The sequence below is a fragment of the Kitasatospora sp. NPDC088346 genome, from assembly GCF_044740765.1.
Lineage (GTDB): Bacteria > Actinomycetota > Actinomycetes > Streptomycetales > Streptomycetaceae > Kitasatospora.
On sequence record NZ_JBIURH010000062.1, the window covers coordinates 1 to 25,631 of the forward strand.

The window sequence follows — 25,631 nt, forward strand, 5'->3', positions numbered from 1 at the left end:
GAGACGATCGGGATCCGCGGCACCGAGAAGGTCAACTGCTGCGCCACCGTACGGAACTCGTCGAGCATGCCGTCCATCAGCGGCGAGTGGAACGCGTGGCTGACCGTGAGCCGCTTGGACTTACGCTCCCCCAGCTGCTCCACCACCGCCAGCACGGCGTCCTCGGTGCCCGAAATCACCACCGAGGAAGGCCCGTTGACAGCGGCGATCCCGACACCGTCGGTCAGCAGTGGCACAACCTTCGCCTCGGTCGCCTGCACCGCCACCATCGCACCGCCACGCGGCAGCGCCTGCATCAGCCGACCGCGGGCGGCGACCAGCGTGGCGGCATCCGCCAGCGACAGCACACCCGCCACGTGCGCGGCGGCCAGCTCACCGATCGAGTGACCCGCCAGCACGTCGGGGGTCACACCCCACGACTCCAGCAGCCGGAACAGCGCCACCCCCAACGCGAACAGCGCCGGCTGCGTGAACGCCGTCTCGTTCACCAACTCCGCATCCGCGACAGCATCGCGCAACGGACGGTCCAGGTGACCGTCAAGCTCCGCGCACACCGCGTCGAACGCGTCCGCGAACACCGGATACGCGGCATACAACTCCGCACCCATGGCCGCCCGCTGGCTGCCCTGACCGGTGAACAGGAACGCCGTACGCCCCTCCACCACCACCCCGGAACCCGACAACGCGGACAGCCCCGCCAGCAGCTCCGCACGGTCCGCCGCAGCGAACCCGGCCCGGTGCTCGAACGCGGCCCGGCTCGTCGCCAGCGAGAAACCCACATCCAGCAGGCTCAGCGACTCGTCACCCTCGACCAGCGCCGCCAGCTCCGCAGCCTGCGCCGCCAGAGCCTCCCCACTCTTCGCCGAGAGCACCACCGGCACCACCGGAAGCACCACCGCCTCCGCGGCCGGCACCTCCTCCTCCACGGCCGGGGCCTGCTCCAGGACGGCGTGCGCGTTGGTGCCGCTGAAGCCGAAGGACGAGACCGCCGCTCGGCGCGGGCCGCCGGTCTGCGGCCAGTCCCTGTTCTCGGTGAGCAGCTCGACGGCTCCGGCCGACCAGTCGACGTGCGGCGAGCGCTCGTCCGCGTGGAGGGTCTTGGGCAGCACGCCGTGCTGCATCGCCAGCACCATCTTGATGACACCGGCGACGCCGGCGGCGGCCTGGGTGTGACCGATGTTGGACTTCACCGAGCCGAGCCACAGCGGCTCTGCCTCGGCGCGCTCCCGGCCATAGGTGGCGAGCAGGGCCTGCGCCTCGATCGGGTCGCCGAGCGCCGTGCCGGTGCCGTGCGCCTCGACGGCGTGGACGTCCTGGGCGGAGAGGCCCGCACTCGCCAGCGCCTGCTTGATCACGCGCTGCTGCGAGGGACCGTTCGGCGCGGTCAGGCCGTTGGACGCACCGTCCTGGTTGACGGCGCTGCCACGGACCACCGCGAGCACCGGGTGCCCGTTGCGCCGCGCGTCCGACAGCCGCTCGACGAGCAGCATGCCGACGCCTTCGCCCCAGGCGGTGCCGTCGGCCCCGGCCGCGAAGGCCTTGCACCGGCCGTCGGCGGCCAGGCCGCGCTGGCGGCTGAAGTCGAGGAAGGTGTCCGGCGTCGCCATGACGGTGACGCCGCCGGCGAGGGCGAGGGTGCACTCGCCGTTGCGCAGGGCCTGGACGGCGAGGTGGAGGGCGACGAGGGAGGAGGAGCAGGCGGTGTCGACGGTGACCGCCGGGCCTTCGAGGCCGAAGGTGTAGGAGAGGCGTCCCGAGACGACGCTCGCCGCCGTTCCGGTGCCGAGGTGGCCTTCCAGTTCCTCGGGCGAGTTCATCAGCAGGGCGAGGTAGTCCTGGCCGTTGGTGCCGGCGAAGACGCCGGTCCGGCTGCCGCGCAGGGCGGCCGGGTCGATGCCGGCCCGCTCGAAGGCCTCCCAGGAGGTCTCCAGCAGGAGACGCTGCTGCGGGTCCATCGACAGGGCTTCGCGCGGCGAGATGCCGAAGAAGCCCGCGTCGAACTCGGCCGCGTCGTAGAGGAATCCGCCCTCGCGGGTGTAGATCTTGCCGACCTGGTCCGGGTCGGGGTCGTAGAGGGTGTCGACGTTCCAGCCGCGGTCGGTCGGCAGCCCCGACATCGCGTCGTCGCCGTTCACCAGCAGCTGCCAGAGCTGCTCGGGGGAGGTCACCCCGCCGGGGAAGCGGCAGCTCATCGCGACGATGGCGATCGGCTCGTCGTCGGCGGCCGTCCGGGCCGTCGGTCCGGTCTCTGCGCCGGGTCGCCGGCCGACCAGTTCGGTGCGCAGGTGGTCGGCGAGTGCAGCGGCGGAGGGGTAGTCGAAGACGAGGGTGGTGGGCAGGCGCAGGCCGGTCGCGGCGTTCAGGCGGTTGCGCAGTTCGACGGCGGTCAGCGAGTCGAAGCCGAGCTCCTTGAACGCGCGGCCCGCTTCGACCAGGTCCGTCCCGGAGTGGGCGAGGACGGCCGCGACGTTGGTGCGGACGAGGTCCAGCATGACGCGGTGCTGCTCGGCTTCGGGGAGGCCTGCGAGGCGGCCGGCCTGGGAGGAGGTGACGGCGGCTGCGCCGGTGGTCCCGGTGGCGGCCGCGGCGGTCTGCCGGGCTTCGGGGATCTCGTCGAAGAGCGTGGTCGGGCGGACGGCGGTCAGGCCGGGCAGGAAGCGGTCCCAGGCGATGTCGACCACGGTGAGCGCGGTGTCGCCGTGCTCGACGGCCTGCCGGAGGGCGGCGAGGGCGAGGGCTGGGGCCATCGGCGGGACGCCGTCCCGGTGCAGACGCTGCTCGACGGTGCCGTCGGCGGCCATACCGCCCTGGGCCCAGGGGCCCCAGGCGAGGGAGGTGGCGGGCAGGCCGTCGGCGCGGCGCTGCTCGGCGAGTGCGTCCAGGTAGGCGTTGGCGGCGGCGTAGTTGCCCTGGCCGGCGCTGCCGACCGAACCCGCCATCGAGGAGAACAGCACGAACGCCGTCAGGTCGTGGTCGGCCGTCAGCTCGTGCAGGTTACGGGCGGCGTCCACCTTCGGACGGGCCACCGTGGCGAAACGCTCGGCCGTCAGACCGTCCACCACACCGTCGTCCAGCACGCCCGCGGTGTGGAACACCGCCGACAGCCGGTGCGCGGAGAGCATCTCGGCCAGCGCGTCCCGGTCCGCGACGTCACACGCGGCGACCGTCACCGTCACGCCCAGCGCGGACAGCTCGTCCCGCAGCTCGGCCGCACCCGGCGCGTCCAGGCCCCGGCGGCTGGTCAGCACCAGGTGCTCCGCACCGCCCCGGGCCAGCCAGCGCGACACCTCCGCACCCAGCGCACCCGTACCACCGGTCACCAACACCGTCCCCGACGGCGACCACCCGGTGGCCTCGCCACGAACGGCCCGCACCAGACGACGGCCGAACACCCCGGAGGCACGCACCGCCACCTGGTCCCCGGCGGCGCCCGTGAGGGCCGTGGCGAGGCGGCCGAGCAGCCGGTCGTCCAACTGCTCGGGCAGGTCGATCAACCCGCCCCAGCGGTCCGGGTGTTCGAGAGCGACCACCCGGCCCAGACCCCAGACCTGCGCCTGTACCGGATCGGCCACCCGCTCCGAACGGCCGGTCGCCACCGCGCCACGCGTCACGCACCACAGGGGTGCGGTGAGACCTGCGTCGCCGAGTGCCTGGACGAGCCGGGTGGTGAGCAGCAGGCCGTTCGGCACGCCGTCGGCGGGCTGCTCGTCGAGGGCGAGCAGGGAGAGCACGCCTGCGACGGCGGCGCCGTCGGCGACGGCTTCCGTCAGGCGGGCGGTGAGGGCGGCGCGGTCGGTGGCGGTGTCCAGCTCGATGGCGCGGACCTCGGCGCCGCGGGCGGCGAGGGTGCGGGCCGCGCCGAGGACGGCGGCGTCCTCGACGAGGGCGGCCGGGACGGCGAGCAGCCAGGCGCCTGCGGGCAGGGCCCCTCCGGCCTCGCCGACGGGCTTCCAGGTGGCGCGGTAGCGCAGGGTGTCGACGGTGGCCTGTTCGCGGCTGCGGCGGCGCCAGGCGGAGAGGACAGGCAGGACGGTGCTGAGGGGCTGGTCGCCGCTCACGTCGAGGGCCGCGGTCAGGGCGTCCACGTCGCCGCTGTCGACGGCGTCCCAGAAGCGGGCGTCCACGGCGTCGACGACGGCCGGGCCGGCCGCCGGGGCGGCGAGGTTCTCCAGCCAGTACCACTGCCGCTGGAAGGCGTAGGTCGGCAGGTCGATCGGGCGGGCGTGCTGCCCGCGGAGGACCGCCTGCCAGTCGACGCCCGCGGTGCGCAGGTGCAGCCGGGCGAGGGCGGCGGTGAGGGTGGTGGCCTCGGGGCGTCCGGCGCGCAGGGCGGGGACGAAGTGGGCGTCCTCGGTGGTGCAGTCCTCGCCCAGGCCCGACAGCACCGCGTCGGGGCCCAGTTCGACGAAGGTGCGGACGCCTTCGGCCTCCAGGGCGCGGACGGCGTCGGCGAACCGGACGGCCTCGCGGACGTGCCGCACCCAGTACTCGGGGTCGGTCAGCTCGTCCGACACGAGCGTGCCGGTGAGGGTGGAGACGATCGGGATCCGGGGCGCCGAGAACGTCAACTCGGCTGCCACGGAGCGGAATTCGTCGAGCATCCCGCCCATCAGCGGCGAGTGGAAGGCGTGGCTGACGGTGAGCCGCTTGGACTTGCGGTCCCCCAGCTGCTCCACGACCGCCAGCACGGCGTCCTCGGCGCCCGAAATCACCACCGAGGAAGGCCCGTTGACGGCCGCGATACCGACATCGTTGGTGAGCAGCGGCTCGACCTCGGCCTCGGTCGCCTGCACGGCGACCATCGCGCCGCCGCGCGGCAGCGCCTGCATCAGGCGGCCACGCGCCGCCACCAGTCGAGAGGCGTCCGCCAGCGACAGCACACCCGCCACGTGCGCGGCGGCCAGCTCACCGATCGAGTGACCGGCCAGGAAATCAGGACGGACACCCCAGGACTCCAGCAGGCGGAACAGCGCCACCTCCACCGCGAACAGCGCGGGCTGGGTCCAGCCGGTCTCGTCGATCAGGTCCTGGTCCGCGGTCGCCTCGTGCAGCGGGCGCTCCAGGTGCCGGTCCAGCTCCGCGCGGACCGCGTCGAGTGCCTCGGCGAACACCGGGTGGGCGGCGGCCAGTTCCTCGGCCATGCCGGCCCGCTGGCTGCCCTGGCCGGTGAACAGGAACGCGGTGCGGCCGGCGGCGGCGGTGCCGCGCACGACGGTGCCGGAGGGCTCCCCGGCGGCGAGCGCGGCGAGGCCGGCCAGGAACTCCGTACGGTCCCCGCCGACGACGGCGGCGCGGTGCTCCAGCAGGGCGCGGCCGGTCGCGAGGGCGTTGGCGATGTCGGTGTCGGAGGCGTCGGCGAGTGCGGCGCCGTCGCCGAGCTCGGCCAGCAGGGTGCGGGCCTGCGCGCGCAGCGCGTCCTCGTTCTTGGCGGAGAGGAGCCAGGCCCGGGGGCGCGGGGCCGTTGCGGCCGGCGCGGGCTGCTCGGTGCGGTCGTCCGCGGGGGGCTGTTCGACGATGGTGTGGGCGTTGGTGCCGCTGAAGCCGAAGGAGGAGACGGCGGCGCGGCGGGGGCGGCCGGTCTCGGGCCACGGGCGGGCCTCGGTGAGCAGTTCGACGGCGCCGGACGCCCAGTCGACGTTCGGCGAGGGCTGGTCGAGGTGGAGGCTCTGCGGCAGGACGCCGTGGCGCATCGCCATGACCATCTTGATGATGCCGGCGACGCCGGCGGCGGCCTGGGTGTGGCCGATGTTGGACTTCAGCGAGCCGAGCCACAGCGGCGTGTCCTGGTCGCGGTCCCGGCCGTAGGTGGCCAGCAGGGCCTGGGCCTCGATCGGGTCGCCGAGGGTGGTGCCGGTGCCGTGCGCCTCGACGGCGTCGACGTCCTGGGTGGTCAGACCGGCGTCGGCCAGGGCCTGCTGGATGACGCGCTGCTGGGAGGGGCCGTTGGGGGCGGTGAGGCCGTTGGAGGCGCCGTCCTGGTTGATCGCCGAGCCGCGGACGATCGCGAGGACCCGGTGCCCGTTGCGGCGGGCGTCGGAGAGCCGTTCGACGAGCAGCATGCCCGCGCCCTCGGACCAGCTGGTGCCGTCGGCGGCGGCGGAGAAGGACTTGGACCTGCCGTCCCTGGCCAGGCCGCGCTGGCGGCTGAAGTCGACGAACGCCTCGGGGGTGGCCATCACGGTGACGCCGCCGGCCAGCGCCATCGTGCAGTCGCCCTGGCGCAGCGCCTGGACGGCGAGGTGCAGGGCGACCAGCGAGGAGGAGCAGGCGGTGTCGACGGTGACGGCGGGGCCTTCGAGGCCGAAGGTGTAGGCGACGCGGCCGGAGGCGATGCTGCCGGAGGTGCCGGTGCCGAGGTAGCCCTCGACGCCCTCGGGGACCGCGCCGAGCCGGGTGGCGTAGTCGTGGTACATCACGCCGGCGAAGACGCCGGTCCGGCTGCCGCGCAGCGAGGCCGGGTCGATGCCGGCCCGCTCGAAGGTCTCCCAGGTGGTCTCCAGCAGCAGCCGCTGCTGCGGGTCCATGGCGAGGGCCTCGCGCGGCGAGATGCCGAAGAACGCGGGGTCGAACAGGCCTGCGTCGTGCAGGAAGCCGCCCTGGTCGGCGTAGCTGGTGCCGGGGTGGTCGGGGTCCGGGTCGAAGAGCCGGTCGAGGTCCCAGCCGCGGCCGGCCGGGAAGGCGGAGATGGCGTCGGTGCCGCCGGTGACCAGCTGCCACAGCTGCTCGGGCGAGGAGACACCGCCGGGGTAGCGGCAGGCCATGCCGACGATGGCGATCGGCTCGTCGTCCGGGCGGGCCGGGGCGGCGGGGGCCGGGTGCGCGTCGGCGGCGGCGCCGGCGATCTCGGTGCGCAGGTGGGCGGCGAGGGCCGCGGGCGTCGGGTAGTCGAAGATCAGGGTCGGCGACAGCCGCAGGCCGGTGACGGCGTTGAGCTCGTTGCGCAGTTCGACGGAGGTCAGCGAGTCGAAGCCGAGCTCGTTGAAGGCGCGGCCCGCGTCGATCACGTCGGACGAGGCGTGGCCGAGCACGGCGGCGACCCGGACCCGCAGCAGTTCGAGGATCTCGCGGTCCAGATCGGCCTCGGGGAGGCCGGCCAGGCGGCGCATCAGTTCCGTGCCGCCGGCCCGGCCGGCGCGGGCGGTGCGCCGGGTGGGCGTGCGGACGAGGCCGCGCAGCTGGGCGGGGAGGGTGCCGGCCGCGGCCTGGGCGCGCAGGGCGGCGAGGTCGAGGCGCATCGGGATGAGCAGCGGCTCGGCGGTGGCGGTGGCGGTGTCCAGGAGGGCCAGACCCTCGTCGTCGGCGAGGCCGGTCATGCCGGCGCGGGCGAGGCGCAGCAGGTCCGCGCTGTCGAGGGTGCCGGCCATGCCGCCGTCGGCCCACAGGCCCCAGGCGAGGGAGGTGGCGGGCAGGCCGGCGGCGTGGCGCTGCTCGGCGAGGGCGTCGAGGGCGGCGTTGGCGGCGGCGTAGTTGGCCTGGCCGAGGCCGCCGAGGACGCCCGCGTTGGAGGAGAACAGGACGAAGGCGGTGAGCGGCTGGTCGGCGGTCAGCTCGTGCAGGTGGAGCGCGGCGTCGACCTTGGGACGGAGGACGGTGTCGACGCGCTCGGGGGTGAGGGCGTCGAGGACGCCGTCGTCGAGGACGCCCGCGGTGTGGACGACGCCGGTGAGCGGGTGTCCGGCGAGTGCGGCGGCCAGTGCGTCGCGGTCGGCGGTGTCGCAGGCGGCGACGGTGACGGTGGCGCCGTGCTCGGCGAGTTCGGTGACCAGGTCGGCGGTGCCGGGGGCGTCGGCGCCGCGCCGGGAGAGCAGCAGCAGGCTGCGGACGCCGTGCCGGGTGACGAGGTGGCGGGCGACGAGGGTGCCGAGGGCGCCGGAGGCGCCGGTGACGAGGACGGTGCCGTGCGGGCCGAAGGCGGGTACGGCGTCGTCGGCGGGGGCGGCGGCGTGTGCGCGGGCCAGCCGGGGGACGCGGACGAGGCCGTCGTGGAAGGCGAGTTCGGGTTCCCCGGAGGCGAGGGCGCCGGCCAGGACCTCGCCGGGCAGGTCGGGGGTGTCGAGGCGGAGGAGGACCAGGCGGTCGGGGTGCTCCAGCTGGGCGGAGCGGACCAGGCCGCGCACGGCGGCGTCGGCGAGGGTGTTCGGGCCGTCGGCGGGGCCAGTGGTGGTGAGGACCAGGCGGGCGGCGGCGAAGCGTTCGTCGGCGAGCCACTCGCGGGTGACGGCGAGCGCGTGGTGGACCGCGCGGTGCACGGCGGCGGCGTGCTCGGCGGACCGGTGCCCGGAGGCGGCGGCGTGCTCGGCATCGGTGGTGTCCCCGGCGGCGGTGGTGCCGGCGGGCAGCGGCAGGAACACGGCGTCGGGAACGGGCTGCCCCGCGTCGACGGCCGCGGCGAGCGCGGCGAGGTCGGTGTGCTGCTCGGCGGCCGGGACGGCGGACACCGGGCCGAGGGCGGCCCAGCGGCCGGTGGTGGCGGCGGAGACCGGCAGGGTGGCCCACTCCACCCGGAAGAGCGAGTCGGTGCGGGGTGCGCGGGCGGCGTCGAGCTGCTCGGCGGAGATCTCGCGCAGGGCGAGGGCGCGTACGGACAGCACGGGCTGCCCGGCGGCGTCGGCCAGCTCCAGGGCGACCTCGCCGCGGCCGGCCGGGGTGGCCCGCAGGCGCAGCGCGGTGGCGCCGGCGGCGTGCAGGGTGACGCCGTGCCAGGAGAAGGGCAGGCCGCCGCGGACGGCGGCGTCGGAGGTGTCGGCGCCGAGGGCGTGCAGGGCGGCGTCGAGCAGCGCGGGGTGCAGGCCGAAGCGGGCGGCGCCGTCGCGGTCCTCCTCGGGGAGTTCGATCTCGGCGAGGATCGCGGTGCCGTGCTGCCAGACGGCGCGCAGGCCGCGGAAGGCGGGGCCGTAGCCGAAGCCGGCCTCGGCCAGCCGGGCGTGCACCTCGTCGGTGTCCACGGGCCGGGCTCCGGCCGGCGGCCAGGCGGTGAGGTCGAAGGAGGCCTCGGGGTCGGTGGCCGGGGTGAGCAGTCCGCCGGCGTGGCGGGTCCAGGGCTCGGCGGGGTCGGCGTGCTCGGGGCGGGAGTGGACGGTGAGGGTGCGGCCGCCGGTCTCGTCCGGGCCGCCGACGACGATCTGCAGGTGGACGCCGCCCTGGGCGGGCACCAGCAGCGGTGCCTCCAGGGTGAGTTCCTCGACGAGGCCGCAGCCGACCTGGTCGGCGGCGCGGACGGCGAGCTCGACGAAGGCGGTGCCGGGCAGCAGGACGGTGTCCAGGACGGCGTGGTCGGCCAGCCAGGGGTGGGTGTCGAGGGCGATCCGGCCGGTGAACAGGACGCCGTCGGTGTCGGCGAGGGCGACGGCCGCGCCGAGCAGCGGGTGGTCGACGGCGCCGAGGCCGGCGGCGGTGACGTCGCCGCTGCCGGAGCCGGTGCCGAGCCAGAACCGCTCGTGCTGGAAGGGGTAGGTGGGCAGGTCGACGCGGCGGGCGCCCTGGCCGGCGAAGACGGCGTCCCAGTCGGGTTCGGCACCGCGGACGTGGGCCTGGCCGAGCGCGGCGGTGACGGTGTGCGCCTCGGGGCGGTCGCCGCGCAGCAGCGGCACGAAGACGGCCGCGTCCGGGTCGGCCAGGCAGTCCTGGCCCATCGCGGAGAGCACGCCCTCGGGGCCGAGCTCCAGGTAGGTGGTGACGCCCCGGGCCTCCAGGGTGCGGACGGCGTCGTGGTAGCGCACGGTGTCGCGGACGTGGCGCACCCAGTACTCGGGGTCGCCGATCTCGTCGGCGGTGACGGTGGTGCCGGTGAGGGTGGAGACGAGCGGGATGTTCGGCGCGCCGTACGCGACGGCCTGGGCGCAGCGGCGGAACTCGGCGAGCATGCCGTCCATGTGCGGCGAGTGGAAGGCGTGGCTGACCGTCAGGCGGCGGGTCTTGCGGCCCTGCTCGGCCCAGTGGGCGGCGATGTCGAGGACGGCGTCCTCGTCGCCGGCGAGGACGACGGAGGTGGGGCCGTTGACGGCGGCGACGGCGACGGCGTGCTCGCGGCCGGTGAGGGAGGCGCGGATCTCGGCCTCGGTGGCCTGGACGGCGACCATGGCTCCGCCAGCGGGCAGCGCCTCCATGAGACGGCCGCGGGCGGCGACCAGCAGGGCGGCGTCGGAGAGGGTGAGGACGCCGGCGGCGTGGGCGGCGGCGAACTCGCCGATGGAGTGGCCGGCGACCGCGTCGGGGCGCAGGCCCCAGGACTCCAGCAGCCGGAACAGGGCGACCTCGACGGCGAACAGCGCCGGCTGGGTGTAGGCGGTGCGGTGCAGCAGGTCGGCCTCGGGGGTGCCCTCGGCGGCGAACAGGACGTCCCGCAGCGGGTGTTCGAGCTGGAGGTCGAGGTGGCCGATCGCCCGGTCGAGGGCGCGGGCGAAGACCGGATGGGTCTCGTGGAGTTCGCGGCCCATGGCCAGGCGCTGGCTGCCCTGGCCGGTGAAGAGGAAGGCGGTGCCGCCGGTGACGGGCGAGCCCTGGAGGAGGCCGGGGGCGCCGAGGCCGTCGGCGAGGGCGGTGAGGGCCCGGCGGAAGCCGTCGCGGTCGCCCGCGACGAGGGCGGCGCGGTGCTCGAAGGCGGTACGGGTGGTGGCGAGCGAGTGCCCGAGGTCGGCGAGCCGGTGCTCGGGGTGGGCGTCGAGGTGCGCGCCGAGGCGGCGGGCCTGGTCGCGCAGGGCCTCGGGGGTCTTGGCGGACAGGACCCAGGGCAGGGCGGCGGGCGCGTGGGTGGCGGGCTCGGCGGCGGGGATCGCGGCGGCCTGCGGGGCCTGTTCGATGACGGCGTGGGCGTTGGTGCCGCTGAAGCCGAAGGAGGAGACGGCGGCGCGGCGGGGGCGGCCGGTCTCGGGCCAGGGGCGGGCCTCGGTGAGCAGTTCGACGGCGCCGGCGGCCCAGTCCACGTGCGGGGTCGGCTCGTCGACGTGCAGGGTCCGCGGGAGGACGCCGTGGCGCATCGCCATGACGGTCTTGATGATGCCGCCGATGCCGGCGGCGGCCTGGGTGTGGCCGATGTTGGACTTCAGCGAGCCGAGCCACAGCGGCCGGTCGTCGGTGCGGTCCTGACCGTAGGTGGCGAGCAGCGCCTGGGCCTCGATCGGGTCGCCGAGGGTGGTGCCGGTGCCGTGCGCCTCGACGGCGTCGACGTCCTGGGCGGTCAGACCGGCGTCGGCCAGGGCCTGGCGGATGACGCGCTGCTGGGAGGGGCCGTTGGGGGCGGTGAGGCCGTTGGAGGCGCCGTCCTGGTTGATCGCGGTGCCGCGGACGACGGCGAGCACCGGGTGCCCGTTGCGCTGTGCGTCGGAGAGCCGCTCGACCAGCAGCATGCCGACGCCCTCGCCCCAGGCGGTGCCGTCGGCGGCGGCCGCGAACGGCTTGCAGCGGCCGTCGGGGGCCAGGCCGCGCTGGCGGCTGAAGGCGACGAAGGAGCCGGGGCCGGCCATCACGGCCACGCCGCCGGCCAGGGCGACACCGCACTCGCCGCGGCGCAGCGACTGCACGGCGAGGTGCAGGGCGACCAGCGAGGAGGAGCAGGCGGTGTCGACGGTGACGGCCGGGCCCTGGAAGCCGAAGGTGTAGGAGATCCGGCCGGAGGCGACGCTGGCGGCGTTGCCGGTGACGAGGAAGCCCTCCATGCCGTCGGCGGCCTCGTGCAGCCGGGGGCCGTACTCCTGGGCCTCGGCGCCGATGAAGACGCCGGTGCGGGAGTCGCGCAGGGCGGTCGGGTCGATGCCGGCCCGTTCGAAGGCCTCCCAGGAGGTCTCCAGCAGCAGCCGCTGCTGCGGGTCCATGGCGAGGGCCTCGCGCGGCGAGATGGTGAAGAAGCCCGGGTCGAACGCGTCGGCGTCGTGCAGGAAGCCGCCCTCGCGGGCGTAGGAGGTGCCGGCCTGGTCGGGGTCGGCGTCGAAGAGGCCGTCGAGGTCCCAGCCGCGGCCGGTGGGGAAGGCGGAGACGGCGTCGACCTCGTCGGTGACGAGCTGCCAGAGCTGCTCGGGCGAGTTGGCGTCGCCGGGGAAGCGGCAGGCCATCGCGACGATGGCGATCGGCTCGTCGTGGGCGCCCTCGGGCATCGGCTCCGGGGCGGACTCGCCTGTCAGGCCGAGGAGTTCGGCCCGCAGGTGGCGGGCGAGCGAGGCCGGGGTCGGGTGGTCGAAGACCAGGGTGACCGGCAGCCGCAGGCCGGTGGCGGCGGTGAGGCGGCTGTGCAGGTCGACGGCGGCGAGCGAGTCGAAGCCGAGCTCCAGGAACGGGCGGTCGGCGTCGACGGTGGCGGTCGACCTGCCGCGCAGCGCCTCCCTGGCCCGGTCGAGGACGAGGTTCAGGACGGTCCGCTGCTGCTCCGCCTCGGAGCAGGCGGCGAGTCGCGTGCGCCAGGACGAGAAACCGTCCGAATTATCGGCGTCCGCGCCGGCCGACTCCGGAATGAATTCCTCGGACTGGTTCATCATCGCGCGCTCCACTACCCGGCTGACGGTATCAAACACCGTTGGTCAGCGTGCCACGGGAATCGGGCGGCGGATAACCCCCTACGGGGCCCCTAATCACCCCTACGATTCGGCCGGCGGCCCCTAGGAAATCCTGGGGACGCCGGCCGGGAGGAATGCGCGGCGGGAATTCTCGGTGATATTCCGTTCCCGCGGTCGGGCCACGCTACCGCTCGGTGGCGGCCCGGTAAAGCGAATGCCGGAATTTCCTCGGGTAGGCCGGTCAGTCGCGTACCAGGAACGGCGCGAGCAGCCCGGGCACGGCCTGCTCCGCGAAGGCCAGCCCCTCGCCCTCGGCGACGTCGCGGACCCGGTACACCCCGGCGCCGGCCGCGGTGGCGGCGGACAGCGTCAGCAGGCCCGCCCGGCGCTGGAACGGGGAGCGGGAGACCGTCCAGCCGATCACTCCCTCGCGGCGGAGGGCGACCGTTCGGTGGGCGAAGGTGCCGGCCCTGCTCACCAGGTAGGAGCCGGCCAGGCCGTGGCCGAGGGTGCGGTAGGCGTCCAGGGCGAGCAGCACGGCGGCGGGCAGCAGGACGGCGGCGGTGATCCCGGCCGCGACGAGGAAGCCGGGCACCCAGATCCCGGGCAGCGCCACCAGGGCGACCACCGGCAGCACGACCAGCAGCCCGCGGTTGATGCGGCGGCGCAGCGCCCGGCGGGGGTGGCGGGCCAGCTCGACGGCCTCGGTCGGCGAGCGGTCTGCGCCGAGCACCTCGGCGGCGACCCGCAGCACCTCGGCGCGGGGCGAGGGCGGCATCAGGGTGCCGCGGGTGCGGTTCTCCTCGGCGGTGCCGAGACCGCCGGCGACGGCGTGCAGCCGGGCGCCGCCGCCCCAGCGCAGCAGCATCGGCTCGACCACTTCGACGCCGCGCAGGCGCCCTTCCTCGATGGAGACCGAGCGGTGGATCCACAGCCCGCGCCGCACCCGCAGGATGCCGCCCTCCTCGCGTTCCAGCCGGAAGCCGGACCAGCCCTCGACGTACAGGCCGACCGCGCCCGCGGTGCCGACGGCGGCGACGGCCAGCACGGTGACCGGGACGGCGACCCACACCGGGACGGAGGTGAAGGTGTCGACCAGGCCGCGTACGGCGCCCAGCTCCAGGGGGTCGATCTGCATCTCGTGCAGCGTGCGGTAGACGACGCCGAGCGCGGCGAACAGGCCGCCGACGCCCCAGACGGTCAGCGGCGCGTACCGCACCCAGGCGCGGTCGAAGCGGACGATCGCGGTGTCCTCGGTCTCCGCCGGCGCGCCCTCGGCGGCGAGCAGGGCGGCGCGCCGGTTGAGCAGGTCCCGGCGCAGCGCGGTGGCCTGGTCGCGGGTGACGCCGTCGAGGGACAGCGAGCCGCCCGAGGAGCCGCCGCCGGCGACGCCCACGGCGACGGAGGCGAGGCCGAGGAGCCGGTAGAGCGGTTTGGCGGTGACGTCGGCGTTGCGGACGCGCTCCAGCAGGACGGTGCGGCTGCTGCGGAAGAGCAGGCCCTTGTGGACCTCCAGCCGGTCGCGGTCGATCCGGTAGCGGGTGGTGAGGCAGCGCATCAGGTTGATCGCGGCGACCACGCCGAAGGCCACGGTCAGGGTGGCCAGGGTGATCAGCGCCTGGAGGTTGAGGGTGCCGTCCCCGCCGAGGACGGTGCCGGCGGTGGTGGCCAGCGGCGCCAGGACCCAGCTCAGGTGGAGCGGGACGGAGCGCAGGCTGAGGCGCTGCCAGGCGGGTCCGTCGGCGCCGCCCCCGGTGGGGTGCGCGGGGTCGGTTCCGGCGCGCGGCCCGGGCAGCGCGCCCCGGGCGGGGTCGTCGGTGCCGGTGCCGGTGGGGCCGGCCGGCTCGGGGCTCACGTGGCGTCTCCCGGGGTGGCCTGGGTGGTGCGGGTCAGGTGCTCGACGACCTCGACGGCCCTGCGGTGGTCGATCCCGCGGATCTTGATGTCGCCGGCCGCGGAGGCCGTGGTGACCTTGATCCCCGCGAGGCCGAAGAGCTGCTCCAGCGGGCCGCGGACGGTGTCCACGGTCTGGATCCGCGACAGCGGCGCGACCCGCCACCGCTGCCAGAGCCACCCGGAGGCGGTGTAGACCGCCTCGTCGGTGGTCTCCCAGCGGTGCACCCGGTAGCGCCACTGCGGCATCACCGCGATGTACGCCAGGCCCGGGACGGCCACCGCGAGCAGCACCCAGCCGAAGACGAAGCGGGCCGGCGGTATGAACAGGTAGAGGGCGGCGACCGTGAGGATCAGCGGTACGGGGATCAGCGAGGCCTGCACCGTCCACCAGGCGACGGCGCGGCGCTCCACCCGGTGCTGCGGTGGCCGGAGCCGGAGACCTTCGGTTGAGGACATGTCCTGTTCCTGTTCCTATCGGGTGGCGGCGAGGAGCCGACGGCGACGGTTGAGCACCACGGCGGTCCGCGCGAGGACGGTGGCGAGGGCCATCAGGACCAGCGAATTCGAGAAGACCTCAGGGCCGCTGATCCGGTACGTGATGGCGAACTCGATGATATCGGCCGTGTACCAGTGCTCGATTCCGTAGACGAATACCACCCGGGCCGCGGACATGGCGATCCAGAAGAGGACGTACAGCACGCCGGCCGTGGTGTAGACGTTTCCCTCGGAATCCGCCTCGCCGGGCAGCATCGCCCCGGCGACGAGACCCAGAATGCTGCCGAGTCCGACGCCGACCAGTTGCAGCGAGAGGTCGTTGCCGGCCAGTTGCGGGGTGTGGAAGAAGAACGCCATCACGACGGCCACCGCGATCAGCGGCCGGACCAGGCGCATGGTGGTGATCCGGCGGCGACCCAGATCGCTGGCCAGGATGACGGCCAGGACCGTCCCGCTGACCACCAGGGTGGTGGTGAACCCGCTCATGTGGTGCGACTCCCGATGCTCGTCCGTGGAGGACTTCCTGACGTCCCGTCCTCCCTGCTTCCACGCTAGGGACGCGGGGAGGAGGGTGGAACAACCGGTGGACGGAACCGGTTGTCCACCGGTCGGTGGACAGCGGACAGCGGACAGCGGGCGGTCCGGGGGCACGCGGTGCGTCGGGCGGTCCGGGGCGGCGCGGTGCGGCGCGGTGCGGCGGGCGGTTGCCGCCGGGCGGCGGGTGCACGCCACGGACCTCGCGTGGTAGGACTGGTCAGCGTGCCAGCTCACGCCCCGTCCGACCAGCCCGCCGCCGCCCGCCGCGATGCGGCCTCCCGTACCGACCCGGTGGTCCGCTGGGCCGGCCTGTGGGACGCCTACTTCGGCCTGTCGTACGTGGTCACCGCCGGACTGCTGCTCACCTCGCAGGCCGCGCCGGGCCGGGTGGCGGGAGCGGTCGGCGCGCTGACCCTGATCGTGCCCTGGTACGCCGGGTTCGGGCGGCCGCTGCTGCGCGGTGGTGAGAAGCCGCCGCGCAGCCGGTGGTTCGCGCTGGGCCTGCTGGTGCTGTTCGCGGTCGCCGCCGCGCTCGATCTGGCCAGCGCGTTCGCACTGTTCGCGATCTGCCCGATGCTGCTGATGAGCCTGCCGACCTCGCTGGGGATCGCGGTGGTGCTGTTCGCCAACCTGGTGCCGCTGGTGCTGGTGTGGATCAGCAGTGGCCGGCTGGGCGCCGAGGTGCTGGGCATCCTGCCACTGACGCTGCTGGGGATCGCGCTGACGGTGCTGCTGGGCCTGTGGATCACCCGGGTGGTCGAGCAGAGCCGCGACCGTGGCCGGCTGATCGAGGAGTTGGAGCGCAGCCGCGAGCGCGAGGCCCACCTGTCGCACCAGGCCGGCATCGCGGCCGAGCGCGAGCGGCTGGCCCGCGAGATCCACGACACCGTGGCCCAGGGACTGACCAGCGTCATCGCGCTGATCCAGGCCGCCGAGTCGGAGTTGGAGGAGCAGCCGGAGCTGGCCCGGCGTCACCTCGCGCTGGCCGCCCGGTCCGCCACCGCCAACCTGGCCGAGACCCGGGGCTTCGTCGCGGCGCTCACCCCGGCCGCGCTGCGCGGCAACTCGCTGGGCGAGGCGCTGCGGCGTCAGGGCGAGGCCCTGGCGGCCGAGACCGGTCTGACGGTCGGGTACGCCACCGAGGGCACGGAGTTCCCGTTGCCGACGGCGGTCGGCGTGGTGCTTTTGCGCTCGGCACAGGAGTCGCTGGCGAACGTCCGCAAGCACGCCGGCGCCCGGCAGGTCACCCTGCGCACCGAGTTCACGGACCGCGAGGTCCGGTTGACGGTGACCGACAACGGCCGCGGGTTCGACGCCGGGCAGCCGACCGAGGGGTACGGGCTGCGCGGGCTGCGCGCGCGGCTGGCGGAGATCGGGGGTACGGCCCGGGTGTCCAGCCGGCCCGGGTTCGGCACGGTGGTGGCCGTTCGGGTGCCGCTCGACGGGGTGCCGCTCGACGGTGGCCCGGAGGCGGCGGCCGGACCGCCGGACGGCCCCGGCATCGCGAGCATCACAGACACCGCAGACACCGCAGACAATGCCGACATTCCGGACATCCGCCGTGGTGACCGGTCGTCCGCCCAGCCCGACGGAGCATCCCGATGAGCACCGGCCGTCCCGCCGAGCGAGACATCACCGTCCTGATCGCCGACGACCATCCGGTGGTCCGCGAGGGCCTTTCGGCGATGCTGGAGTCGGCGCCGGGCATCACGGTGGCCGGCACGGCCGGCGGGGGCGAGGAGGCGGTCGTGCTGGCGGCCTCGCTGGCACCGGACGTGGTGCTGATGGACCTGCGGATGGGCGCCATGGACGGCGTCACCGCCACCACCCGGATCCTGGCCCGGTCCCGGCATCCGCGGGTGGTGGTGGTCACCACCTACGAGAGCGACGCGGACATCCTGCGCGCGGTCGAGGCGGGCGCCGCCGGCTACCTGCTGAAGGGCACCTCGCGGGTCGACCTGATCAACGCGGTGCGGGCCGCGGCGCGCGGCGAGACGGTGCTCTCCCCCGCGGTCGCGGGCCGGCTGTTCCGGGCGCGGGCGCAGGAGCCGACACCGCTGTCCGCCCGGGAGCGCGAGGTGCTGCACCTGGTCGGCCGCGGGCTGACCAACGCCGACATCGGCCGCGAGCTCCACATCGGGGAGGCGACGGTCAAGACGCACCTGCTGCGGATCTTCCGCAAGCTCGACGTCTCCGACCGCACGGCGGCCGTGCTGGCGGCGATGGAGCGCGGCCTGCTGGACTGAGAAGTCCGCCGGACCGGCGGGCGGCGGGGACGGCCGCGGCCCGCCCGGTCCGGCGGACGGTGGGTGCCGGGGCGTCAGGCGGCCGCCTGGCCGGCCCCGGCGAGCGCCAGTTCGGTCATCCGGCGCTTGTCCGGCTTGCCGTTGCGGTTGAGCGGGAACCGCTCCAGGACGACCACCCGGTTCGGCTGCTCGTACGCGGGCAGCAGCTCGGTCAGCAGGGTGCGCCAGTGGGCGGCGCCACGCAGTTGCTCGTCCTCCACGAAGAAGACCAGGCTGCTGCCGCGGCGCTCGTCCGGCAGCGCCACGATGCGGGTGGCACACCCCCCGGCGGCGGCCTTGCGCTCGACGATCTCCGGGTAGAGGGTGTAGCCGTTGCGGTGCACGGCGAACTTCCGGCCGAGGACGAAGAGGTTGCCGTCGGCGTCCAGGTAGCCGAGGTCACCGGTGCGGAAGACGTCCTGCGGGACGGGATCGACACCGCCGTCGGCGGTCAGGTAGCCGATCATCACGTCCGGTGTCTCCACGAGCAGTTCGCCGACCACGTCGGCGGGCACGTCGTGGTCCTCGTCGTCGACGACCCGGATCCGCAGGCCGTCCATGACCCGGCCGCAGGAGACCGGGTTGTCCGCGGTCGCGAAGGCCACGTTGCCGGCCTCGGTGCTGCCGTAACTGTCCAGCAGCGGCAGGCCGAAGCGCTCCACGTACAGGTCGGTGAGGGCCTGGTCGAGCGGGGCCGCGCCGCTGCAGAACATCCGCACCGCGCCGAGCGAGCGCCCCAGGGCGGGCTTCTGCCGCAGGATGCCGAGGATGCTGCGGTACGTCGCCGGGGTGGCGTCCACCACGGTGGCGCCCGAGGGGCCGGCCATCCGCAGGGCGCGGTCGAGCCGCTTGTAGGGGGCGACGACGAGCGAGCCCCGCACGATCCAGGCGATCAGCACCATCGACAGCCCGTACTGGTGGGAGAACGGCAGCAGGGGCAGCAGCACGTCGTCGGGGCCGTGGCCCATGTGGCGGGCGTTGCGCTCCAGGTTGCGCAGGAACCGCCCGCCGTTCTTGACGATGCCCTTGGGTTCGCCGGTCGAGCCGGAGGACCACATGATCAGCGCGTCGTCGAGGTCGCTCCAGGCACCGAAGTCCAGCTGCCGGTCGGTGACCCGCACCTCGGGGGCGGCCGAGATGAGCTCGTAGAGGTGGACCGGGTCGAGGTCGGCCGGCACCGGGGCGTCGTCGTCCACCAGGACGAGCTTGGCGCCGGACCGCTGGACCACCGACCCGGTGGCCTCCGTGCGCTCCTGCTGGTCGAGCAGCACGATCGAGGCGCCCACGTGCATCAGCGCGAACAGGACCGACACGTAGCTGGCGGAGTTGCCGGCCTTCAGCAGCACCCGGCTGCCGAGTCCGACTCCGCGTTCGCGCAGGACCTGAGCGACCCTCAGGGTGTCCTGTTCGAACGCGGCGAGGGTCACCGCCGAGTCCTCCGCAAGGATCTTTGCCGCCATGGCTCACTCTTCCTTCTCTACTCGGCGGCCACCGCGGGACGCGCCCGCAACTCCGGCGCGCGGGCGTCGGATCCGGGGCCGTGGGGAAAGACCGCGGCAGTCGGCCGACACGGTCTCGGCCGGGCCCTGTCCGGGCCCGGGACCAGCTGCGGCGCCGGCCGTCGGGCGCGCCGTCCGGCGGGGCCGGGCCCGGCCCGGGAAGGCGTCGGACGCCAGGGGGCCGGGAAAGCCGCGCCACCGCGCTCCGGACGTTACCGACCGGTCGCGGGAGGCAGTACCCCTATCCTCCCCCAGCCCGCGGGGCCGTCCACAGCGCGTCAACTTCGTTTTCGTGCACGGACCCTGGGAGTTCAGGGGTGGGGCACCGCGACGGCGGTCAGGACCAGCCCGGCGGAGGCCAGCCAGCGGCCCTCGAAGCCGGGCAGCCGGCGTCCGGCGACCACCGGCCCCGGGACCAGCAGCCGCGCGGTGAAGCCGCCGTCCGGGTCGAAGGCGAGGGTGGCCTCGGAGAAGTCCAGCATCAGGCCGGTCAGCGGGAACCACGCCTTGTAGACGCTCTCCTTCGCACTGAACAGCAACCGGTCGGCGTGCAGCTGCGGGTGGACACGGCCGAGCCGGGCGAGCCCGGGCAGTTCCTCGGGGCGGCCGACCGCCTCCAGCACGCCCTCGGGCAGCGGGAGGTCGGGCTCGGCGTCGATCCCCACGCTCAGCAGTTCGCCGGCCGGGGCGAGGGCGGCCGCCCGGTAGCCTGCGCAGTGCGTCATGCTGCCCACCACCCCGGCGGGCCAGCGGGGTTCGCCGCGCGGCCCGGGGACCAGCGGCACGGCCGGGTGCCCGAGGGCGGCGAGCGCGCCGCGGGCGCAGCGGCGCACGGCGGCGAACTCGGCCCTGCGGTGCGGCACCGAGTGGGCGATGTGGGCCAGCTCCTCGGGGAACAGCTCCCCGGTCGCCCCGTCGGCCCGCTCCGTCGACTCCACCGCGGCGACCGCGGCGGGCAGGATCCGTTCGATCACCGGGTCCCCCGCTCGGGGAGGATCCGGGTCAGGCCGGACGGGACGTCGGGGCCCCGGCGGCGCCACTCGCGCGGGTAGCCGACCGACACCTCCTGGAAGCGGACGCCGTCGTGCCGGGTGCGCCGCGGGATGTGCAGGTGCCCGTAGACGACGGCCGCCACGTTGTAGCGGGTGTGCCAGTCGGCGGTGGCCGTGGTGCCGCACCACTGCGCGAACTCCGGGTAGTACAGGACGTCGGTCGGCTCGCGCACCAGCGGGTAGTGGTTGACGAGGACGGTCGGCACCGCCGGGTCGACCTCGGCGAGCCGGCGTTCGGTGGCCGCCACCCGGGCCCGGCACCAGGCCTCCCTGCTCGGGTAGGGGTCGGGGTGCAGCAGGTACTCGTCGGAGCAGACCGCGCCGCTCTCGTGCGCCCGCGCCAGGGCCTGCGCCTTGGTGACCGCGCCCGGGGGCAGGAAGGTGTAGTCGTAGCCGACGAACAGCGGCGCGATCCGCACCGGACCGCCCTCGCCGTGCCAGACCGGGTAGGGGTCCTCCGGGGTGTGCACGCCCAACTCGCGGCAGAGCGCGACGAGGTGCTCGTAGCGGCGCACGCCGCGCAGGGCGACCGGGTCGGCCGGGTGGGTCCACAGCTCGTGGTTGCCGGGCGCCCAGACGACGGTGGCGAACCGCTCCGCGAGCAGGCCGAGCGCCCACCGGACGTCCGCCATGATCTCGCCGATGTCACCGGCGACGATCAGCCAGTCCTCCGGGGCCGAGGGGTGCAGGCCCTCGACGATCGCGCGGTTCTCCTGGTAGCCGATGTGCAGGTCGCTGGTGGCGAAGAGCGTGCCGTGCGCCGCACCGGGGTGGTGGGTCAAGGGGGTGGTGCCTTTCTCGGGGCGCCGGACCGCGCACACGCGCCGCGTTGCCGGCGCCGTGGGTCGGGTGGCTCGGGCGGCGGGCGCCGCCGGTCGGGCGCCGGGTGCCGGGCGGCCGTCGGCCGGGCTGCTCAGGCGGCGGGCCTGAGGGCCGATTCGGGTGCGAGCGTGCTGGTGGTGAAGTTGTCGACGGTGCACTTGAGGCGGCGCAGCAGCCGGTCGCGTCCGACGATGGCGATCCGGTCGACGCCGCGGCCGGCCAGCGTGTCGACGATGCCGGGCCAGCGCATCGGCCGGACGAAGCCGCCGAGGATCCACTCGGCGGCCTGCTCGGCGCTCTCCACCAGCGAGCCGTCCTGGTCGGAGACGATCGGCAGCCGCGGGTCCCGCAGCCGGTGACCGGACAGCACGTCCCGCTCGATGCGGTCGCGCAGCGGCCCGAAGACGCTCGCGTGGGCGGGCGGGCGCATGGTGTAGAGCGAGTAGCCGCCGGCGGCGCCGATGCGCTTCCTGAAGCCGTCCAGGGCCCGTTCGGAGAGCGAGACCATGTAGAGGTCGTGGTCGAGGTGCGAGGAGAGCTCGTACCACTCGCCGTCGGCGGCGAGTCCGGCGAGCAGTTCGTCGAGCTGCTCGGGGCCGATCTTGACGAAGGAGTGGGTGACGATGTCGCTGTGGTGCTCGGCGAAGTAGTCGCGCTCGCAGCGGGCGCTCTCCGCGACCAGGCGCACCGCCTCCTCGAAGGGCAGCACCCCGGCGTGGGCGGCGGCCGCCAGCTTGCCGAAGCTGACGCCGGCGCAGTAGTCGGCGGGCGCCTGCCGGCCGGTGGCCAGGCCCCAGTCGACCAGGGCCAGCGAGGTCACGAAGGAGGTCACCTGGGCGACCTCGGAGTAGTCGTCGTCGCTGGCGCGCAGCGCGTCGAAGACGCTGTGGCCGAGCACCTCGTCGGCCACCGCGAAGCGTTCCCTGGCGGCCGCGTTCGCCACCATGAAGCGGCTGAAGTCGGCGAAGCGCGAGGGGCCCATGGCGGGGAAGACGATTGCGCTGCTCCCCGGCTCACCGGTCGTCATGTCAGCCCGTTCTGTCGGCGGTTCGAGGCGGGCCCGGCCGGCCGTGTCGGATCGGTCGGGTCCCGGTGGAACGTAACCGCGTGCGCCCGCGGGCCCGCCACCCCTGTCGTCACCCCTGCCGCCCCTAGCCGCCGGGACGGGAGGGCCGGGCCCCGGTCAGGGGTTGTCGCGCGACCGGGGCCCGCCTAGCGTCGGTGGCGGCGCAGGACGCCCGGACACGACCGCACCCGCTACCCGAGGACGCACGCGATGAGGATTGCTTGCTGGCAGGCCGCGTGCGGCTCCCCCGACGTCCCGCATCTGCTGGGGCGGCTGCGCGAAGCGGCCCGGCGGGCCGCCGCGGAGGGTGCGCAGCTGCTGGTGGCGCCGGAGATGACGGTGGGTGGCTACCCGCTGCGCCCCGGCACGCTGGCCCGGGCGGCCGAGCCGCTGGACGGCCCGCACTGCGCGGCCGTCTCGGAGATCGCCCGCGAGTTCTCGATCGCCGTGGTGCACGGCTGGCCCGAGGACGACGGCACCGGGGTCTACAACGCGGCCCGGCTGGTGGCCGCGGACGGCCGCACGCTCGCGGCCTACCGCAAGGCGCACCTCTTCGGCGACGTGGACACCTCCCGTTTCGTGCCGGGCGACCACGGCGTGGTGCAGGCCCGGCTCGGCGATCTGACGGTCGGCCTGCTGGTCTGCTACGACGTGGAGTTCCCGGAGTCGGTGCGGGCGCACGCGATGGCCGGCTCGCAGCTGCTGGTGGTGCCGACGGCGCTGATGCGGCCCTGGGAGTTCGTCGCCAGGACGCTGGTGCCGGCCCGGGCGTTCGAGAGCCAGCTGTACGTGGCCTACACCAACTGGATCGGCGAGCGCGGCGGCCTGGACTTCTGCGGGCTGACCACGGTGGCCGCGCCGGACGGCACCCGGGTGTCGCTGGAGGATCCCGTCGAGGGACTGCTGCTGGCGGACGTCGACCCGGCCGTGGTGGCGAAGGCTCGCGCCGACACTCCCTATCTCCTCGACCGGCGTCCCGAGCTCTACGAGGGTCTGCCCGCCCGGCTGGGCTGACCCTGGTGGACCGGGCCCCGAAAGGTGTCCCATGTCTTCCGCTACCGGCGGGTTCCCGCGCGGCGTGACCGCTCCGCTGACCATGTTCGGCCCCGACTTCCCGTTCGCCTACGACGACTGGCTGCGGCACCCGGCCGGGCTCGGCCGGGTGCCGGCCGAGCGGCTGGGCGCCCCGGTGGCGGTGGTGGGCGGCGGTGCGGCCGGTCTGGTGGCCGCGTACGAGCTGCTGCGGATCGGTCTGCGGCCGGTGCTGTACGAGGCCGGTGAGCTGGGCGGCCGGATGCGGGAGGTGCCGTTCCCGGGGGATCCGGGGGTGACGGCGGAGCTCGGCGCGATGCGCTTCCCGCGGTCGGCGACGACGCTGTTCCACTACGTCGACGCGCTGGGCCTGGCGACCAGCCCGTTCCCCAACCCGCTCGCGGCGCACACGCCGAGCACGGTGGTGCACCTGCACGGCGAGCGGCGGACGGCGCGGACGGTGGACGACCTGCCGCCGGTGTACCGCGAGGTCGCCGACGCCTGGGAGAAGACGCTGCTGGAGCAGGCGGAGCTGAGCGTCATGGAGGACTCGGTGCGGCGCCGCGACGCCCCGCTGATGAAGGCGGTGTGGAACCGCATGGTGCGCACCATGGACGACCAGTCCTTCTACGGCTTCCTGGCCGCCTCGCCGTACTTCCGGTCGTTCCGGCACCGGGAGATCTTCGGGCAGGTGGGCTTCGGGACCGGCGGCTGGGACACCGACTTCCCCAACTCCATCCTGGAGGTGCTGCGGGTGGTCTACACCGGCGCCGACCAGGACCAGGTACGTCTGGACGGCGGCACCGGGCGCCTGGTCGACGGGCTGTGGACGCTGCCGGTCGGGCCGGGCGGGCACTGGCCGGCCGGCACCTCGCTGGCCTCGCTGCACGGCGGCCGGCCGCGCCCGGGGGTACGGACGCTGCGCCGGGCCGGGGACGGGATCGAGGTGACGGCCGCCGACGGCGCCCGCGAGCACTATCCGGCGGTGGTCTTCACGCCGCACGTGTGGACGCTGCTGAACCGCGTCGAGTGCGATCCCGCGCTGCTGTCGCAGGAGCACTGGACGGCCGTGGAGCGGACCCACTACATGGGCGCCTCGAAGCTCTTCGTGCTCACCGACCGACCGTTCTGGCTGGACGTCGATCCCCGCACCGGGGACGACGTGATGAGCATGACGCTCACCGACCGCGCGCCCCGCGGGGTCTACCTCTTCGACGAGGGACCGGACCGTCCGGGGGTGATGTGCCTGTCGTACACGTGGAACGACGACTCGCTGAAGCTGGCCACGCTGAGCGACGAGGAGCGGTTGGAGGTGCTGCTCACCCGGCTGTCGGAAATCTACCCCGGCGTGGAACTCCGTAGGCATATCATCGGACCACCCATCACGGTGACTTGGGAGACCGAGCCACTCTTCATGGGGGCCTTCAAGGCGAACCTCCCCGGGCAGTACCGCTACCAGCGCCGGCTGTTCACCCAGTTCGTGCAGGACGACCTGCCGGCCGGCCAGCGCGGGTTCTTCCTGGCCGGGGACGACGTGTCCTGGACGGCGGGGTTCGCCGAGGGCGCGGTCACCACCGCGCTCAACGCGGTCTGGGGCGTGGTGCGCCACCTGGGCGGCACCAGCGATCCGGCCAATCCCGGCCCCGGGGACGTCTTCGACGAGATCGCGCCCGTCCTCCTCCCGGAGGAGTGAGCGCCCGCCTCGGGGGCAAGCGAGCGTCGGTCGGGGGGCACGAGGTTGGGGCGATGAGGGACGGTGGCGGTGGACGTGGTACGAGCAGCGGGACCGGCCGGGACGAGCAGGTCCGCGCCGGCACGGAGCCGCGTCCGGAGCCACCCGGCACCGAGCCGCCCGGGCCGGTCGTGCCGCGGCTGATCAGCGCGACGGAGACCACCTGGGTGCAGCTGCTGACCGGCCTCGGCGCCGCGGAGTTCGCCCAGCTGCTGGAGACCCTCCGCCCGCTCGCCGGCGACGAGGGCCCGCGGGCCGGACGCCGCTGGACGCTGGGACTGGGCGACCGTGTCCTGCTCGTGGTGAGCTACTGGCGGACCGACCTGACGATGCGCGAGATCGCCGCGCTGTTCGGCGTCTCCAAGTCCGCCGCGGACCGGATCGTGGGGCACCTGGGCCCGCACCTGGACTTCACCAGCACGCTGCGCCGCCGCCGGTGCCGACTGGTCGTCAGGACCCTCCGCGCCACCGACACCGATACCGTCCCTCCGCCCGCGCACCCACCGGGCGCGGACTGTTCCGACTGTTTCGTCTGCTGCGACGGTTCACCGCCGTAGAACACCGTGCGGCCGCAGAAGAACGCACGGCAGCCGAACCTCCCGCCCATCGCGCAATGACGACCGACGGCCGGCTCCCCTCAGCTTCAACGCTAGGGGAGCCGGCCGTCGGCGTATATGTCCCAACAATTACGGGACAGTTACGGCTCACCGCCGGAGCTTCGAATCGCCGG

12 protein-coding genes and 1 pseudogene are annotated in these 25,631 nt (G+C 74.8%); 5 read left to right on the forward strand and 8 right to left on the reverse strand.

The annotated features are described in order from the left end of the window. From ACIOFR_RS37615 to ACIOFR_RS37630, 4 genes are all read right to left on the reverse strand, one after another. A partial coding sequence (locus ACIOFR_RS37615) for a type I polyketide synthase (protein ID WP_401004623.1) occupies nt 1-12,479 on the reverse strand: 12,479 nt, incomplete at its 3' end. Between the two features lie 247 nt (nt 12,480-12,726). Next, the gene (locus tag ACIOFR_RS37620; protein ID WP_401004625.1) at nt 12,727-14,340 is read right to left on the reverse strand and encodes a PH domain-containing protein; all 1,614 of its coding nucleotides are present in this window, start codon (nt 14,338-14,340) and stop codon (nt 12,727-12,729) included. Then, entirely contained in the window at nt 14,337-14,837 is a 501-nt protein-coding gene (locus tag ACIOFR_RS37625; RefSeq protein ID WP_401004626.1) for a PH domain-containing protein, read from the reverse strand. Before ACIOFR_RS37625 ends, ACIOFR_RS37620 begins: the two co-directional genes overlap by 4 nt. A gap of 15 nt (nt 14,838-14,852) precedes the next feature. Beyond that, on the reverse strand, nt 14,853-15,362 hold the full coding sequence (locus ACIOFR_RS37630; RefSeq protein WP_401004628.1) for a hypothetical protein: 510 nt from the start codon (nt 15,360-15,362) through the stop codon (nt 14,853-14,855). A 273-nt stretch (nt 15,363-15,635) separates the two neighbouring features. On the opposite strand from ACIOFR_RS37630, the gene ACIOFR_RS37635 reads away from it, so the two are divergent. Beyond that, the gene (locus tag ACIOFR_RS37635) at nt 15,636-17,018 is read left to right on the forward strand and encodes a histidine kinase (protein WP_401004630.1); all 1,383 of its coding nucleotides are present in this window, start codon (nt 15,636-15,638) and stop codon (nt 17,016-17,018) included. Next, a complete protein-coding gene (locus ACIOFR_RS37640) occupies nt 17,015-17,659 on the forward strand; it encodes a response regulator (protein WP_401004632.1) in 645 nt (214 codons plus the stop codon). The genes ACIOFR_RS37635 and ACIOFR_RS37640 overlap by 4 nt, the downstream gene beginning before the upstream one ends. A gap of 74 nt (nt 17,660-17,733) precedes the next feature. Here the strand turns inward: ACIOFR_RS37640 and ACIOFR_RS37645 are convergent, their stop codons facing one another. From ACIOFR_RS37645 to ACIOFR_RS37660, 4 genes are all read right to left on the reverse strand, one after another. Then, the gene (locus ACIOFR_RS37645; RefSeq protein WP_401004634.1) at nt 17,734-19,158 is read right to left on the reverse strand and encodes a class I adenylate-forming enzyme family protein; all 1,425 of its coding nucleotides are present in this window, start codon (nt 19,156-19,158) and stop codon (nt 17,734-17,736) included. Between the two features lie 350 nt (nt 19,159-19,508). Then, nucleotides 19,509-20,171 (reverse strand): 4'-phosphopantetheinyl transferase, encoded by a 663-nt coding sequence (locus tag ACIOFR_RS37650; RefSeq protein ID WP_401004636.1) that lies wholly within the window; start codon nt 20,169-20,171, stop codon nt 19,509-19,511. After that, a complete protein-coding gene (locus ACIOFR_RS37655; RefSeq protein ID WP_401004638.1) occupies nt 20,168-21,031 on the reverse strand; it encodes a metallophosphoesterase family protein in 864 nt (287 codons plus the stop codon). Before ACIOFR_RS37655 ends, ACIOFR_RS37650 begins: the two co-directional genes overlap by 4 nt. Nucleotides 21,032-21,162: 131 nt before the next feature. Then, nucleotides 21,163-22,098 carry an ACP S-malonyltransferase gene (locus ACIOFR_RS37660; protein WP_401004639.1) on the reverse strand — a complete coding sequence of 312 codons (936 nt, stop codon included), beginning with the start codon at nt 22,096-22,098 and terminating at the stop codon, nt 21,163-21,165. Nucleotides 22,099-22,347: 249 nt separating this feature from the next. Here ACIOFR_RS37660 and ACIOFR_RS37665 point away from each other — a divergent pair, with 249 nt between their 5' ends. The 3 genes and pseudogenes from ACIOFR_RS37665 to ACIOFR_RS37675 all read left to right on the forward strand — a co-directional run. After that, complete coding sequence (locus ACIOFR_RS37665) at nt 22,348-23,151, forward strand: carbon-nitrogen hydrolase family protein (RefSeq protein ID WP_401004641.1); 804 nt, start codon at nt 22,348-22,350, stop codon at nt 23,149-23,151. A gap of 31 nt (nt 23,152-23,182) precedes the next feature. Next, nucleotides 23,183-24,862, forward strand: coding sequence for a flavin monoamine oxidase family protein (locus tag ACIOFR_RS37670; protein WP_401004642.1), 1,680 nt, complete (start codon nt 23,183-23,185; stop codon nt 24,860-24,862). A 290-nt stretch (nt 24,863-25,152) separates the two neighbouring features. After that, nucleotides 25,153-25,309, forward strand: a pseudogene (locus ACIOFR_RS37675) (transposase family protein); the annotation flags it as partial. Nucleotides 25,310-25,631 lie beyond the last annotated feature (322 nt).

What these genes read in the sequence shown, in the direction of transcription:
- ACIOFR_RS37625 (WP_401004626.1), bottom strand. Translation starts at nt 14,837, where the DNA reads ATGTCCTCAACCGAAGGTCTCCGGCTCCGGCCACCGCAGCACCGGGTG.
- ACIOFR_RS37645 (WP_401004634.1), bottom strand. Translation starts at nt 19,158, where the DNA reads ATGGCGGCAAAGATCCTTGCGGAGGACTCGGCGGTGACCCTCGCCGCG.
- ACIOFR_RS37640 (WP_401004632.1), top strand. Translation starts at nt 17,015, where the DNA reads ATGAGCACCGGCCGTCCCGCCGAGCGAGACATCACCGTCCTGATCGCC.
- ACIOFR_RS37670 (WP_401004642.1), top strand. Translation starts at nt 23,183, where the DNA reads ATGTCTTCCGCTACCGGCGGGTTCCCGCGCGGCGTGACCGCTCCGCTG.
- ACIOFR_RS37660 (WP_401004639.1), bottom strand. Translation starts at nt 22,098, where the DNA reads ATGACGACCGGTGAGCCGGGGAGCAGCGCAATCGTCTTCCCCGCCATG.
- ACIOFR_RS37665 (WP_401004641.1), top strand. Translation starts at nt 22,348, where the DNA reads ATGAGGATTGCTTGCTGGCAGGCCGCGTGCGGCTCCCCCGACGTCCCG.
- ACIOFR_RS37630 (WP_401004628.1), bottom strand. Translation starts at nt 15,362, where the DNA reads ATGAGCGGGTTCACCACCACCCTGGTGGTCAGCGGGACGGTCCTGGCC.